This window comes from Micromonospora sp. WMMD1082 (assembly GCF_029626175.1).
In the GTDB taxonomy this organism is placed as follows: Bacteria; Actinomycetota; Actinomycetes; order Mycobacteriales; family Micromonosporaceae; genus Micromonospora.
The window spans coordinates 5507803-5521026 of sequence record NZ_JARUBM010000002.1 but is presented as its reverse complement, the minus strand read 5'-3'; the positions used below and the strand labels follow the sequence as shown (position 1 = coordinate 5521026).

Annotated in this window: 15 protein-coding genes and 1 pseudogene; 11 read left to right on the top strand and 5 right to left on the bottom strand. The window is 66.5% G+C overall.

The features are described 5' to 3' along the window. Positions 1–50 precede the first annotated feature (50 nt). Complete coding sequence (locus O7615_RS25390; protein ID WP_278180302.1) at positions 51–602, bottom strand: hypothetical protein; 552 nt, start codon at positions 600–602, stop codon at positions 51–53. Between the two features lie 110 nt (positions 603–712). Here O7615_RS25390 and O7615_RS25385 point away from each other — a divergent pair. From O7615_RS25385 to O7615_RS25375, 3 genes and pseudogenes are all read left to right on the top strand, one after another. After that, positions 713–1039 (top strand): annotated as a pseudogene (locus tag O7615_RS25385) (SAM-dependent methyltransferase); the annotation flags it as partial. Positions 1040–1448: 409 nt separating this feature from the next. Continuing rightward, entirely contained in the window at positions 1449–1643 is a 195-nt protein-coding gene (locus tag O7615_RS25380; protein ID WP_278180301.1) for a hypothetical protein, read from the top strand. A gap of 35 nt (positions 1644–1678) precedes the next feature. Then, positions 1679–2470 (top strand): DUF2637 domain-containing protein, encoded by a 792-nt coding sequence (locus tag O7615_RS25375; RefSeq protein WP_278180300.1) that lies wholly within the window; start codon positions 1679–1681, stop codon positions 2468–2470. 318 nt (positions 2471–2788) lie between these two features. Here the strand turns inward: O7615_RS25375 and O7615_RS25370 are convergent, their stop codons facing one another. Further along, complete coding sequence (locus O7615_RS25370; RefSeq protein ID WP_278180299.1) at positions 2789–3034, bottom strand: DUF397 domain-containing protein; 246 nt, start codon at positions 3032–3034, stop codon at positions 2789–2791. Then, positions 3031–3846, bottom strand: a complete 816-nt coding sequence (locus O7615_RS25365; protein ID WP_278180298.1) for a helix-turn-helix transcriptional regulator — start codon at positions 3844–3846, stop codon at positions 3031–3033. Before O7615_RS25365 ends, O7615_RS25370 begins: the two co-directional genes overlap by 4 nt. A 385-nt stretch (positions 3847–4231) precedes the next feature. On the opposite strand from O7615_RS25365, the gene O7615_RS25360 reads away from it, so the two are divergent. From O7615_RS25360 to O7615_RS25325, 8 genes are all read left to right on the top strand, one after another. After that, on the top strand, positions 4232–4432 hold the full coding sequence (locus tag O7615_RS25360) for a hypothetical protein (protein WP_278180297.1): 201 nt from the start codon (positions 4232–4234) through the stop codon (positions 4430–4432). A 525-nt stretch (positions 4433–4957) separates the two neighbouring features. Then, positions 4958–5536 carry a hypothetical protein gene (locus O7615_RS25355; RefSeq protein ID WP_278180296.1) on the top strand — a complete coding sequence of 193 codons (579 nt, stop codon included), beginning with the start codon at positions 4958–4960 and terminating at the stop codon, positions 5534–5536. 89 nt (positions 5537–5625) lie between these two features. Beyond that, entirely contained in the window at positions 5626–6306 is a 681-nt protein-coding gene (locus O7615_RS25350) for a helix-turn-helix transcriptional regulator (protein WP_278180295.1), read from the top strand. Between the two features lie 665 nt (positions 6307–6971). Beyond that, positions 6972–7964: a radical SAM protein gene (locus O7615_RS25345; RefSeq protein WP_278180294.1), complete on the top strand. Its 993-nt coding sequence runs from the start codon at positions 6972–6974 to the stop codon at positions 7962–7964. Further along, positions 7951–8724, top strand: a complete 774-nt coding sequence (locus O7615_RS25340) for a hypothetical protein (RefSeq protein WP_278180293.1) — start codon at positions 7951–7953, stop codon at positions 8722–8724. The genes O7615_RS25345 and O7615_RS25340 overlap by 14 nt, the downstream gene beginning before the upstream one ends. 94 nt (positions 8725–8818) lie before the next feature. Next, on the top strand, positions 8819–9613 hold the full coding sequence (locus tag O7615_RS25335) for a hypothetical protein (RefSeq protein ID WP_278180292.1): 795 nt from the start codon (positions 8819–8821) through the stop codon (positions 9611–9613). After that, positions 9610–10221, top strand: coding sequence for an ATP-binding protein (locus O7615_RS25330; RefSeq protein WP_278180291.1), 612 nt, complete (start codon positions 9610–9612; stop codon positions 10219–10221). The genes O7615_RS25335 and O7615_RS25330 overlap by 4 nt, the downstream gene beginning before the upstream one ends. Before the next feature lie 11 nt (positions 10222–10232). Further along, the gene (locus tag O7615_RS25325) at positions 10233–10682 is read left to right on the top strand and encodes an NUDIX domain-containing protein (RefSeq protein WP_278180290.1); all 450 of its coding nucleotides are present in this window, start codon (positions 10233–10235) and stop codon (positions 10680–10682) included. A gap of 441 nt (positions 10683–11123) precedes the next feature. Here the strand turns inward: O7615_RS25325 and O7615_RS25320 are convergent, their stop codons facing one another. Then, the gene (locus O7615_RS25320; RefSeq protein WP_278180289.1) at positions 11124–11927 is read right to left on the bottom strand and encodes a class I SAM-dependent methyltransferase; all 804 of its coding nucleotides are present in this window, start codon (positions 11925–11927) and stop codon (positions 11124–11126) included. Between the two features lie 77 nt (positions 11928–12004). Beyond that, a complete protein-coding gene (locus O7615_RS25315; RefSeq protein WP_278180288.1) occupies positions 12005–13165 on the bottom strand; it encodes a hypothetical protein in 1161 nt (386 codons plus the stop codon). Positions 13166–13224: the final 59 nt, after the last annotated feature.

Below are 13224 nucleotides of genomic sequence, written 5' to 3'. Positions count from 1 at the left end.
CCACCAGACCCGAGCCGACGAACCCGCCCACCCGATCTGAGCCGGTCGGGTCAGTGGTCGGTAGCAGTGCCGGCGTGCGGGGCACGGGGCTCGGGCCTGATCCTGCTCACCAGCAGGGCGGCCTGGGCCACCGACCCCCCACCGACCCCGAGGCCGCCGCGCGCCGCGTCGTAGAAGCGGTCCCGTGCCTCGTTGGCCCGGTGCAGCAGGTCCGGCAGCTGGTGGTCGGTCGACCGGTCGCGGGCGAGGCGCTCGATGTCCCACACCGCGTCCCGCCACGCCCGCGCCGCGGTCACCGCGGGCCCGTCGCCGAGCAGCAGGACGTTCTCCCAGGCGAGCGTGTGCCGGAAGTCGGCCTCGGCCAGCGCGGCGAGTTCGGCGTCCCGATCGCGGTAGCCGCCGATCAACCGGCCGGCGATCGTGTGCACCTCCTTGAGCGCCCGGGCGAACTCGGCGTACGCGTCGAGCCGGCGCTCGTCCCAGCGCACTGTCTGGTTCCGCCGCCATCGTGACCGGTCGGCGAGCGACGTGGCGACGATCGTGCCGACGGTACCGACGAGCACACCGAGTAGCGCGGGCAACTGCGTGGCGACAGCGTCCATGACCAGACAGCCTGACAAGTGCCGGCAACCGGCGCTAGGTCGTCGACAGTGGACGTGCCGTGGGTACGATGTCGATCTAGACCCACCGACCCCTCCGATAGGAGTCAGGCATGGCCAGCCCGGATGCCGAACTCACCGCGAAGCTCCAGCCCGAGGTGCCGCACGCCGCGCGGATCTGGAACTACTGGATGGGCGGCAAGGACAACTTCCAGTCCGACCGGGCGGCCGGCGACGCCGTGGCCGAGGTCTACCCGGAGATCGTCCTCATGGCGCGGCACTCCCGCCGGTTCCTCATCCGTGCCGTGCGCCACCTGGCCGCCGAGGCGGGCATCCGGCAGTTCCTGGACATCGGCACCGGCCTGCCCACCATGCAGAACACTCACGAGGTCGCCCAGAGCGTCGCGCCCGAGGCACGGATCGTCTACGTGGACAACGATCATATCAAGCCGCGTTGTTCACACCCGAACGTTCACCGTCTAGTTGCCATGCATGGCTAGGGCCGGCAAGCCCTATACCGGCATTTGACACCCTATTTTCGTCACATGTAGTCCGTTTTGATTGGGTACCGGTTGGCGGTGGCGGCCCAACACGACCAGGAATCGTGGACCCGGTCGCCGCCGCGTTCGTACCGTCTGCGGCACCTTCCTCCCTTGAGGAGGTGGCCCGATGAGTTGGTCGCAGCGTTCAGAAGGCCAACCCACGCCGGCGGGCCGCCGCACCCCAGCCGAGCCGCGTCATCCCGCCTGGTGTGACCGTTCGCGGTGTACGGCCGATCCGGCGAGTCAGGCTGACGGGTTTCGGAGCGGTGAGCACCGGTCAGCGCCGATCCGCCTCGACCTGACCACGGTGATCGCCCTCTCGCCGCAGGCCGGCGAGGCGTTTCTGACGCAGGCTGTCGCTCCGTGGCCGTGCGACACCTACCTGCGTATCCGGCACGGCGATACCGAGATCGCGATGGCGGCGCAGGACGCATCCCAGGTGTTGTCCGCGCTGCGGCTGCTCACGACCGAGGCCGAGGCCGATGGTGGGTGGTCGTGGTGAGGAGCCGTACGGATCGGATCTTGACGGCCGTGACCGTGGTGTTCGTCGCCGGGTTGGCCGTCGTCGCGGGAACGATCTCGTTCGCGCACATGCACGAGTTGGCGACCGAACACGATCAGGATGGGTGGAAGGCGTTCGCGTTCCCGATCAGTGTGGACGGGTTGGAGATCGTCGCCGCGTTGTACATGGTGGTGCAGCGGCGTGCGGGACGGCGGACGGGTTGGTTGCCGTGGGTCGCGTTGGTGGTCGGCACCGCCGCGAGCCTGGCCGCGAACGTCGCGGTCGGCGGTGACAGCGTGATCGGCAAAGTCCTGGCCGGCTGGCCGGCGCTGTCGATGCTCGTCTCGGTCAAGCTGCTGTTCAGCATGATCGACCACGGCGAAGACGATCAGCGGACGGCCGCCGATCGTCCTGTCGTCCCCGGGACGGTCCCGCAGACTGGCCCGGACAGCGGACCGCTCGCCGGTCCGGCCGCGGACGACTTGATCGGGCTCCAAGGCCCGTCCGCGACCGGAAGGACGGCAGAGGGCACCGGGTCCATGCCGGGGCGGTCGAGCGACACGGCGTCCGCCCCCGCGCCGTTGGACGTGCGTCCGGTGGCGCACCTGCTTCCGGCCGCACGGGCGGCTCGCGCGGCGCTTGCGGCTACGGGACGTCCCCTGTCACGTGACCGGTTGGTCGACGCGATGCGCGACAACGGGCTCGGCGTATCCAACGAACGCGCGTCACTGCTGCTGAAAGCTCTGAGGGCAGAGCAGGTTCCGTTGACTTCCGGCGTCAACGGCCAGCCCGCAGGAGCGACCAGGAACACGAAGGAAGGACCCTGAGCGGAGTAGTGGGGCGGGGTCAACCTTCGTCGACCGAATGTCGGCGGGTGTCCGCACCTGTTCCGGACCGGAGCTGATGATGCGGGCGGCCCGTCGGCGGCGGGGAGTTCGCTCGCCGAGACCTCCCGGATAACCTCCAGCCGACCGTGAGACATCGATCAAGTGGGGTACCCCTGGATCAGGGGTACCCCACTTGCCTTGATGCTCTTGCGACGACGACATAACTGTTGGTAGCAGCAGGTAGATAGCAAACAGCGACCCCCTATGCGATGGGAGTCGCCCGTCCGTCCTGTCGTCTCAGCCGGTCACGGCGTGTGCCTAGTCGAAGAAGTCGAACTCGCCCTCGCGGACCCCGCCAACGAATGCTTCCCACTCGGCCCGGGTGTAAATGATCACGGAGCCGTCGGGGTGGTGGCTGTGCCGCACGGCGACTCGCCCGCTTCCATCGGCGAGCGGCCCAGCCTCGACGCAGCTCGCGCCACCGTTGTCACTCTTGGTGCTGATGTGCCAGGCGACGCCCGCTAGGTCCGGACGGCCCGGCGCGTGCGTCTCTGCTGCCTTCACGTTATCTCCTCTGTCGCTGCCGAGATGCGCTCGGCTGACTCTTCCGGTGTCAAGGTCACACGCTGCAACCGATCGTACGTCTGGACGAACCGCTCAGCGCCTGGGGTCTCGACGTAGATCGCGCCGCCGAGCGTCTCGGTGTACGCGACATCGGGGTACGGCTCCACCATCGTGAACACCTTGAACGCGCCCGCCGGGCTGGCGTGTGCACCCGCTTTGAATGGTAGTACCCGGATCTCGATGTTCGGCCTGTGGGCGCACTCGCTGAGGTGTCGAAGCTGATCACGCATCGCCTCGGGCTTGAGGGCCGTGCGCAGCAACAGGGCCTCATCGAGGATCGCGTGAAGCTGCGTCGGCTCGTCGCCGGTGAGCACTTGCTGACGCATGATCCGAAGCTCAACCGCCCGCATGACCTGCTCGTCTCCAAGGTCCGGATCGGCTGCACGAATCGCCGCCTCGGCGTACGGACTGGTCTGGAGCAAGCCAGGCAGGAGGGTGCCATCGAACGAGTGGATCGCCTGGGCGCGGGACTCCAGCCACACGTAGTCGATGAACCGTCGATCCACCGCATCGGCGAAGCCGTCCCACCAGCCCTTCTGCCACACCTCCTCCCGCAAGGTCAGCAGTCCCGCGCGGCGTCGTTGGTCGCTGACCGAGTAGAAGTCCAGCAGGGCGAGTAGATCGGCACGCCGGATGGGGTACTCGGCTGACTCGAACCGGCTCACGGTCGACGGGTCACGCTCCAGATACTCGCCCGCCTGCTTCAGGGTGATTCCGGCACCTTCGCGGATTTCTTTGATCTGCTGACCCAACCACTGCGCACGCAGCGTAGGCCCATGCCTCGTCGTCACGCTGTCCATCGTCCGCTACACGATCGGTGGGGTGCAACCAGGTGATCATGACTGGTCCCGATCCCCGGTTCTGTGTCCTACAAGTTTGCGTGATCCACAAACTTGTATCCTACGGATGTGCGTGCCATCCTGATCCCGTTGGGCTCTCACGGCACAGTTGGGCGTTTCACGCAGACTTGTCTTGATCTGGCCCAGACGGCAGGCCGGGGCGGTTCAGCTGCAAGCCCGTCCGCTCTGGCCCCCTGATCTGCGAAGGGGGTTGATGCTGCATGTTGCTCGGAGCCACGCTCGCCGCGTTGCTGGCGGGCTACCTCGCAGGGCTCTGGTCATTCAAGGTCAAGAGTCGGTGGTGTCCGCGCTGCGGCGCGACGACCAGCGATCTTCTCCACAAGATTGCCGGGCACCGCCGATGATCACGTTCATGGTCAGCGACGTGACCGAGGTCCACGGGCCTGCCTGCAAGCACAGCACCGGCAGGCTGCTCATACAGGTGGGGCCGATCGATGGTCAGATTCGCCTGCCCCGCCACGAGCACGAGGGCTCGTGACATGGCTACCTATCACGGCGGTCAGCAGATCGACCATGCGCAAGCGATGTTGGACCGACACGCGGTGTCCAGCGGTGACGGGCTATGTGTGGCGTGCAAGGTACTCGGACCGTGCGCGAAGCACGAAGCGGCAGCCAAGGTGTTCCTGCTGTCGGCGCGGCTGCCCCGACGACAGCCGGGCGCGACACGGCCGGAACTGATGGGCACCAAGCAGGGTGACTTCGGTTGGCTGTCAACGAGGACGGCGAGCTGACATGCCGACCGTGACGGCTGCCGAGCACCGAAGTCGCGGGTTGCGCCCAGCGCACAGAAACCCTGGGTAGGTCGGGGCCGAGGTCCAGCTTCGCACGGTCGTCGCACCCGTCGAACCACCCGCCCGTCCGTCGCTTCTGCCCCAACAATCACCGAACAAGGAACGGAACATCCTTCATGGCGTATCAACCGGGACCGAACGAGTTGCTGCGGGCAGCACGACTGGCACTGCGGTCTCCCACGGGCTCGGGTCGGCCGTTGTCACGCCAGGAGTTGGCCGACGCGGTCAACGCCTACCTGTACGAGCACTTCGGTCGACGCTTCGCCATCGCGGGCCACTACATCGGCAACCTGGAGCGCGGCCAGACCCGCTGGCCGTCCGCGCACTACCGAACAGCGCTGCGCGCGGTGTTGGACAAGGCCACGGACGCCGAACTCGGCTTCTTCATCATCCAGGGCCACGCCGACGATCCCGACGTCGCTTCCGCCGAGCCGCCCCCACTCCTGGAGCCATCTCCGGTGGCGGTATCCGATGTCGGCCCGGCGACGCTGGCGACTGTCGCCCTGCCTCCAGCAGCCACCCTTGCGGGGCCGAATGTCGGCGAGCCGTTGGCCATGACTACGGAAACGGCGATGGTGCAGATCAGCGTGCACGGGAAGGCTGCGGCCACCGTCGTGTGCCACGACGCCGTGCCGCCCGGCCATGTCGCGATCGTGGCCGGGCGGGTCCGAGTGCTGATCGACCCCGCTGATGCCGTGTCTGCGGAAGTCACTTCGGCCGTGGGCGATGCGCCGTTGGTGGCCGGTGGAGCCCGGGTGTACTCGATCGTGCAGCGGGGGCAGTCACGATGACCCCTACACCGCCTACACGGCCCCAGCGTCGGCACATTCCGACCGCACCGCGCCGAATCAGCACGGCGGGCGGAATCACCCCCGCTCAGGTGGCTGACGCGCGCAAGGACCTCGGCCGACACCTGGCCCACTGGCGCACCGCCGCCGGGCTGACACAGGTCGACCTCGCCGCACGCATCCTCTACTCCCGCAGCCAAATCGCCAACGTCGAGAGCGGCCGAGACAACACCACCCGCCGCTTCTGGCAAAACGCGGACGCCACCCTCGGCGCACACGGAGCACTGCTGGCCGTCTACGACCAGGCACACGCACTCATGCGCGACTTCCACGCCCAGACCGAACTGGCCCGCGACCAGGAACGCCAGTTGCCCACTACGCAGCCGGCGCCACTCACCTCAACCTGTACCGCCTCCCCAACTCAGTGCGAAGGGTGCGGGCCGACCGTTGTCGGCCGGTGGACCAGACGCGAGATCCACGCCTTGCGCGAAGCACTACGGATGAGCGTGCGCGCGTTCGCCGAACACCTCGGCCTGACCCCGGCAGCCATCACTGCCTGGGAGCACCGGACCACCCCCGCAACCCCGACGCTCGCGGCGCAGTCGGTGTTGGACCAAGCCCTCACCCTCGCCGACACCGACTCCAAGGCCCGCTTCCGGCTACTTCTCGACAACCCTCACGACCCTCCTCACCGCCAGGACGACCGACCAAAGGCAGGTAGGTCCACCGGCACGTCGATGGCTCACGAGGACCAGACACCACCGACACCCTGACCACCACGGGCCGAGACGGAAGAGGGGACCGCAATGCATCGACCGATTCCCAGTCTGCGCGGCACCCTGACCCACGTCACCGCGATCGAGCTGTACCAGCGTCACTACGGCACCACGGCCGAGGCGTGCGCGAGATGCGGCAGACCGACCCCGTGCCCTGTGCGGGCGTTCGCCGCATCGGTCATCGCGGCGGCCGGGGAAGACCCCCACTGGTATGACAGCCGACGCGCTCTCCCCACACCCGCCGGACCGGTAGCCGATCAGGCACGGCAACCCGGCCCCGTTCCGGCGACCGAACAGGACCACGGGCCGGCGCAACCGGAGCACGTCGGCTACGCGGTCGGCGGGCGTCTTGCGCCGTTGGACGCCGAGGGCTGGCTATACGAGCGGGAGCACGATGATCCGCCACGGCGCACACCCCGATGCGATGCATGAGCGCGCGTGGGCACTGGCCGGGGCGGCGCGAGGAAGCGCGGGGCCGGCGGTGAGCCGGGAGCCGGGACGCCCGGTGCCCCGGGAGCGAGGCCCCCCGGGAGTCGCGGTGTCTCGTGCGCGGCAACGGATGTGACTTTCTCGCCGATCGACTCACGCCTTTTGCGGTCCGGTCGGGCGCTGTCCCGACCACCCTTGGAGCAAGGGAGACATTGACCATGACCATGCTGGGTATGCCAACCGTCCCTCCCGCGTCGCCTCCGCAGGCGACCGGGCCGGTGGCGTTCACCGCCGGGCACCACTTCGCCGTGACCGGCACGGCGAGCATCGAGGAGCTTACCGAGGCGGCGACGGTGCCGCTGTCGGTCATTCTTCAGATCACCAAGCGGTGCAACTTCGACTGCTCGTTCTGCTCGGAGACGTTGCAGCTTCCCGACCCGACGTTGGCGGAGTTGGACACGATCCGCGCCAACCTGGCCGGTGTGGGCCGGGTGTTCCTGTCCGGCGGGGAGCCGTTGCTGCGCAGGGACTTCGGCGAGATCGTGGACATGTACAGCCAGGACTTCATCCTTGGTATCCCGACGAACGCCACCCGAGGGTTGCAGCACGCGAAGTCGATGGTGGGCAAGGTGGCGTTTGTCAACGTCGGGTTGGAGGGGCCACGCGCCACGACCAACCGGGTGCGTGGTGACTACGACCAGGTGATGTCCGGGGTGCGGGCGTTTATGGACGCGGGGTTGTCGCTGTCGTTGTCGGCGGTTGTGTACCGCTCGACGCTGCACGCGCTTCCGTTCACGTACCAGATCGCCGACGTGATCGGCGCGGGCAAGCTGAAGCTGATCCTGCCGCTGCGTAAGGGCAACGCCCTCGGGTTGGAGGCAAACGAGTTCATCAGCATCGATGAGGCGGGGCGGGCGTTCGACCGGCTCATGGAGGCGCGGTCGATGCACGACTGGCGGCCCGCGCTGCGCATGACCTGCTGGACGCCGGAAACCGAGGGTCACATGATCCTCGTGGAAGTGACCGGCAAGGCCAGCGCGTGGCCCGTGTACGACGCTCCGGACCTGCTGGAACCCCTCGGCAACGTGCTCACCGAGCCGGTGACGGAGATCTGGAAGCGCTACCGGTTCAAGCGAAACCACTTCGCCAAGTACCTCGGCAAGAGCATCCGCACGGCCGCCAACGCCGGCACCGCCCCACCCGCAGAAGGGCATGCCCGTGCGTGAGTTCACCAACCTGCAATGGCCGGAAACACCGTTCGGGGCCGAGCAGCGCCCCTTCGGCCAGCATTGGGACATGCTCACCGCCTTCACGCTGGAATGGACCGGCCGACCGGAGGATGCAGGGTTGCCGGTCGCCTCGGCGGCGGTGTACCTGCGGGTCCGCAAGCACGGCGCGGCGCATCTGATCGCCGATGACACGCTGTCGATCGGGTTCCGCACGGTCGTGATCGAGGATGCGGCAGAGGTACCGGACCTGCTCAGGCTGACTGACCGGGAGTTGACCGGTGCCCGCCGACTAGGGGTCATCCTGGCCGGACACCGCCTCAGTGACGACCTGACCCGCATGAACATCCTCTCCGGGGTGCCACTGCGCGGGGCGGCCGAGGTGCTGTCCGCCTGGGCGAACCGGGCGGTCAAGCAACGCGGCGTAGCGGTCATGGTCGACACGGCCTCGGAAGCCAGCGCGACCGGGGCGGACCTGAACATGCCGCTGGAACCGGTCCCGGAGCCGGTGCCCACCTGCCCGGCGTGCGCGGCCGATGTCGCCCGCCGCGCCCTGGCCCGTTGTCTGGCAGTCGGCCTGACGGCTGCCGTGCACACCGACCGTTACACCTGGGAGGGCACCTTTCGCGTCGCCGACGCGATCGACCGGGCCGCGTGGGATGTCCTCGCCACCGACACCGACACGGCCTGCTGCCCGCCCGGCGGCACGGTCGCCTCGCCCGCCAACACGGACGCCGTGCTCACCCCTGCCCAGGGCTGAGCGGCGCTAGGGTCGGTGGCCGTCGCCCGCTCCGATCCCAGGGCGGGCGACGACCACCGGCATCAATCAGAGGCAAGAGGCTTCCGGAAGGGCTATGGCAGTGCAGGTGATCAGCGACCTCGGCGGGCCAGGAACAACGCCAGCACGTCCGACAGATGCCCGGCTCGTCGCGTCGGTCGACGTCGAGTGGAGCAAGAACTACCGCATCAAGAACGGCAACCGAGCCTTCTGTTACTCGATCGTGTGGCTCGCCGTCCCCGCGTCGGACCAACCAGTCCGGCTGGCCGGCGGAATGCCGTTCTGGTCCACCAGCGTCTACCTCGACCACGACGAGGAGCGGCCGGAACTGGTGGAGGCGGCAGCGGCCGACATCGGCGCGGCAGTCGCCTCCGCTGACCTGATCGTCGGGCACCAACTGTGCAGTGACCTGGCGGTGCTGGCCGCGAACGCCGGGGACGCGGTGCCGGCGGCGGTGCCGGCCGCGCGGCGGGCCTGGCACGAGCGACGCGCGGACCCGGCCCGCCGGGTGGTCGACACCCGGTTTGACGCCGGGCACGTCCTGTCCGGCGCGTCGCGGCGCCTTGTGGACGTGTGTGGCGAACTGCGTCTTGACGTGACGCAACCGGAGTTGGCCCGCAAGTCGATGACGGCGCTGCACCGGGACTGGCTGGAGCGCGGCGATACCGAGGCGCGCGAGCGGGTTACCGTGCTCAACCTGCGGCACAGCCTGTCGGCGGCGTACGTGGCGCTGCGCGCGGCCGGGCACCTGACCTGGCGGGCGCCGCTGAACGTGAACGCGAACCTCGCCGCGCAGTGGGCGGGCAGGGTCGCCTGGCTCGACCATCCGACGTTCCGTGAACTACTCACGCGACGGCGGGCGGCGCGGTGAGCGTGCGCGGCTGCGTGCTGGTCGGCATCGAGGGCACCCACGCATCCGGCAAGACCACCCTCGTGCACGCGCTGACCGCGCACTACCGGCAACGCGGGGTGCTTGTCGACTGCGCCCCGGAACCGGCCCGCACGAGCCCCTTCATCGAGGAAACCGTCATCCACGGCAAGGGCGGCTTCGACCTGGCGTGCGAGGTCGACCTATTCGCCGCGCAACTGTCCGCCACACTCCGCGCAGCCCGCCACCACGCCCTGTTGATCTGCGACAAGACGGTGGTCAACGTGCTCGCGTATGCGCGGATGGTCCTGGCCCCCGAACCAGGTGGCACCGACGCGGCCGTGCTGGAGGCGATGTCGGGCCTCTGTGCTGCGTGGGCGCCTGCCTCCTACGATGCGGTGTTCTACCTGCCGGACCGCTTCGACCACCCAGCCGACCCGATGCGGGCCAAGGTCGCCCACCTGCAAGCCGAAACCGCCGAGGCGGTCCGCGCCACCTGCGCCGATGTCGGATTGCCGCTGGTTGACCTGCCCGCCGGGCTGGACACCGCCGGGCGCGTGGCATGGATCATCCTGCGAGTCGATCCGCTGCTTGCCGGGGCGACCGGCTAGCCTCTGCGGGCGTGACCGCCTCACCCACGCACCCGGTTGACGTACTGCTGCTGCTCACCCACGCCGATCATGTCCTGTTGGCGCTGCGGCAAGGCACCGGCTACGCCGACGGGCAATGGAACCTGCCGTCCGGCAAGCTGGAGCGCAGCGAGGACGCGGTTAGCGGTGTGGTCCGTGAGACATGCGAGGAGATCGGCGTACGGCTCGACCTCGCCGAACCACGGATGGTCACCACCGTGCACCACCGCAACACGGCCGGGCTCTCCCGCGTCGGGCTCGCGTTCGCGGTGGCGTTCGACCCGGCCCGACACGGGGAGCCGGTCAACGCCGAGCCACACAAGTGCGCGAAGATCGAGTGGTTCCCGGCTGACATGCTGCCATCGAACACCTACCCGTACACCGCCGCGTGTGTGCGCGCGTTCCGCGATGGTGCGCCGTTCGCGCTGAGCGGCTGGGCATAGCCGCGATGGGCGCGGGTGTCGCGGTGTGGTGGTGGCGCTGCCAGGCAGCGCTCGGCCTCGACGCCGCATCTTCGAATTGCCGGGCCGAGGCGAACGCCGCCTCCCCTACTATGCAACCGATTCCGCGCTGATGATCTACAAACGACGGCTATATCGACCCGGGACATGCGCCAGACCACTCCGCTCGAACAAGCGGAGTCCATCGGCATTATTCGACAGCAGCGCGCCGCGCCGCAGTCGCTCACGGCTTTAAATAGCACTTGGCACGCGACCACCGTCAGATCTGAAATTCTGTCCGCAGCAGACGGACGGACACGTGGTGGTCGCACCTCGTCTACCCGGCCCTCTCCAGCAACATCTCAAGAAACGGCTTGCCATATTAGACACCCGGATGAGAAGGAATGAGCTGCGAGCGGCTCGGCTTCAGCGACGTAACTCCGCTCACCTTCGAATAGCCCCTATGGGCCTGGCTTGAACCCATGACCGATTCGGCGTGAGAAATCCGGCAAGTTCCATACCCGCCATATAGAGTTCACGCTTCAGGGACTTGTCGTCAAGCCGCCTGTTAATAACCGACTGTCGCCATACTGAGTCGCCGATCTGGTATTCGATAGTGAAAGAAAGCAGATTGGGACCAATTCGGTCCAGGTCATGCATGCTAATGGCGCAGCCTTCTGCCATGACCCTTCTGAACGGCGGCTCTGCGGCGTAATCCCGATCGGGTGGATCTCGCTGAATCAGCACTTGCCCCTCATCGGACACGTGTGAACGGCAGGTCTTCAGGAATGCTCGGGCCTGATCGATGTCCGGCTTCTCGATCAAGTGTGACATGAGCAGAACGACGTCGAATTGGCGTTTTAGATCGAGGTCCTCGATGCGTGATTCGACGGTCTCGGCTCCTTTGATATGAGCCAACATCGCGGCGGACTCGTCGACCGCAACAACCTTGTGCCCCAACTTCAGGAGAGGGTGGGTGATTCTTCCCGCACCTGCTCCTAGCTCGAGAATGCTCGCCTCAGGGGGAATTGCTTCGTGGATCAACTGCGGGGCGGTGCCTGCGGGAAGGAGCGCGTAAAGCTCCACCGGGCAGCCGTCGGGCGTCATGGAACCTGCGAAATTTGTCATGATTGCACACCCGGGAAATTTGCTCGTGATCAATGGCGTGACGGAAGTTGTTTCCGCGCGCACCGCGACCGTCGCGCGCTGGTGGTTAGCGAAGTTGCGCCGACGGAAGTCGCGGTCCATAGCAGCCCCCCGCAATGCGGAAGAGTAGTCAACAGTCGGGGGCCATGGATGCTGCGCTGTGCAGACCGGGCCCATAGTTACTGGCACTGCGTACTGTCATAAGCGGAAAAGAGACCACAGCAGTCGCCATCAAGGTCCTCGTCGAACACGCCTGCTTCAATCGCTGGGTGCTGGCCTGTAAGGTTTTTGAACTCTTTGCTGTTGAGCGGAGGATTGCCTTGGATCTCGATCGTGCAGTCGGATGCGATAAAGTCTATGTGCACGTCACAGGAGTAAAGCTGGCCCTTTACCTGATTACTCTGACCGAAGCCAATATGGAGGCCCGGGAATCTCTCATTCAAGTGAGAGTTCAACGGAATGAACTGCTGAATCCCGATGTTGGTGCCGAAACCAAGCTCGCCGACCCGGTCCGCGTTGGGAAGGCGCAAGCATCGCTCGATCAGCTTTCTTACCGATGCATTTTCGCAATGATAGTTCATCATGACGCCATTCTCGATCTCGAACGTCACAGGATGATTTTCGAGTCTTGCGTCAAGCTTCGTATGTGCAGTGGAGTTGAATGCGCCGTCCGCGACGAACCTGCCGCTAATATGGGCGGGAAAGGTGGCTACTTCGCCGGCCGGGAGAAGCACGAAGGCTCCCTCTCGCGGGATTCCACGGTTACTCACCCAGCGATAGCGGCTGGGGTCGAGGGTGATGTCCAGTTCGGATCCCGAGGTTGTCCTGACCTTGAATTTCTCGGCGGATCTCAGTACCTGTAGGAGCCCAGCGTTGATGTTGTTCAGAGTGCCCGGTGGTGTCGTAACGCCCTGCCTGAAAAACTCTTCGCCGGTCATGATCGTCCGGAACGTCTCGATCTTGGCGTCAGAGAACGGTTCTAGGGCTCGACGGATCCACGGCGAAGGCGTAACGACGTCATACTCGATACAGAGGACTAGAAGGCGGGCGGCTATCTTCTTTGGATCAAGCGATTTTCTGAGCTTGTCCGCGAAGGTCGTGATCGTCGCGTCGGAGAGCGTATCCAGATCCATGAGAACCGTAGGAACTTCACGGATATTTAGCTCGGCGGCGACCCAAGCAGCAGGCCGTCGCGCGTTGCGTGCATAAAGAACGAGCACCTGATCATCGTGTCTGACGCGAAGATACTGATCAAGCATTAGTGAGACGCCTTGCCAGACGTGCTCGTCTGGCCCACCTTGCTCAATCAAGCCATTATCAACCGACGCGCTAGTGCTCATGCCGAGAGTCTCCCGATGATTCGGAATCGAGTACCGCAAGGGCTGGACTTGCTACTTAT

What these genes read in the sequence shown, in the direction of transcription:
- O7615_RS25390 (WP_278180302.1), bottom strand. Translation starts at nt 602, where the DNA reads ATGGACGCTGTCGCCACGCAGTTGCCCGCGCTACTCGGTGTGCTCGTC.
- O7615_RS25345 (WP_278180294.1), top strand. Translation starts at nt 6,972, where the DNA reads ATGCCAACCGTCCCTCCCGCGTCGCCTCCGCAGGCGACCGGGCCGGTG.
- O7615_RS25340 (WP_278180293.1), top strand. Translation starts at nt 7,951, where the DNA reads ATGCCCGTGCGTGAGTTCACCAACCTGCAATGGCCGGAAACACCGTTC.
- O7615_RS25335 (WP_278180292.1), top strand. Translation starts at nt 8,819, where the DNA reads ATGGCAGTGCAGGTGATCAGCGACCTCGGCGGGCCAGGAACAACGCCA.
- O7615_RS25320 (WP_278180289.1), bottom strand. Translation starts at nt 11,927, where the DNA reads ATGGACCGCGACTTCCGTCGGCGCAACTTCGCTAACCACCAGCGCGCG.
- O7615_RS25315 (WP_278180288.1), bottom strand. Translation starts at nt 13,165, where the DNA reads ATGAGCACTAGCGCGTCGGTTGATAATGGCTTGATTGAGCAAGGTGGG.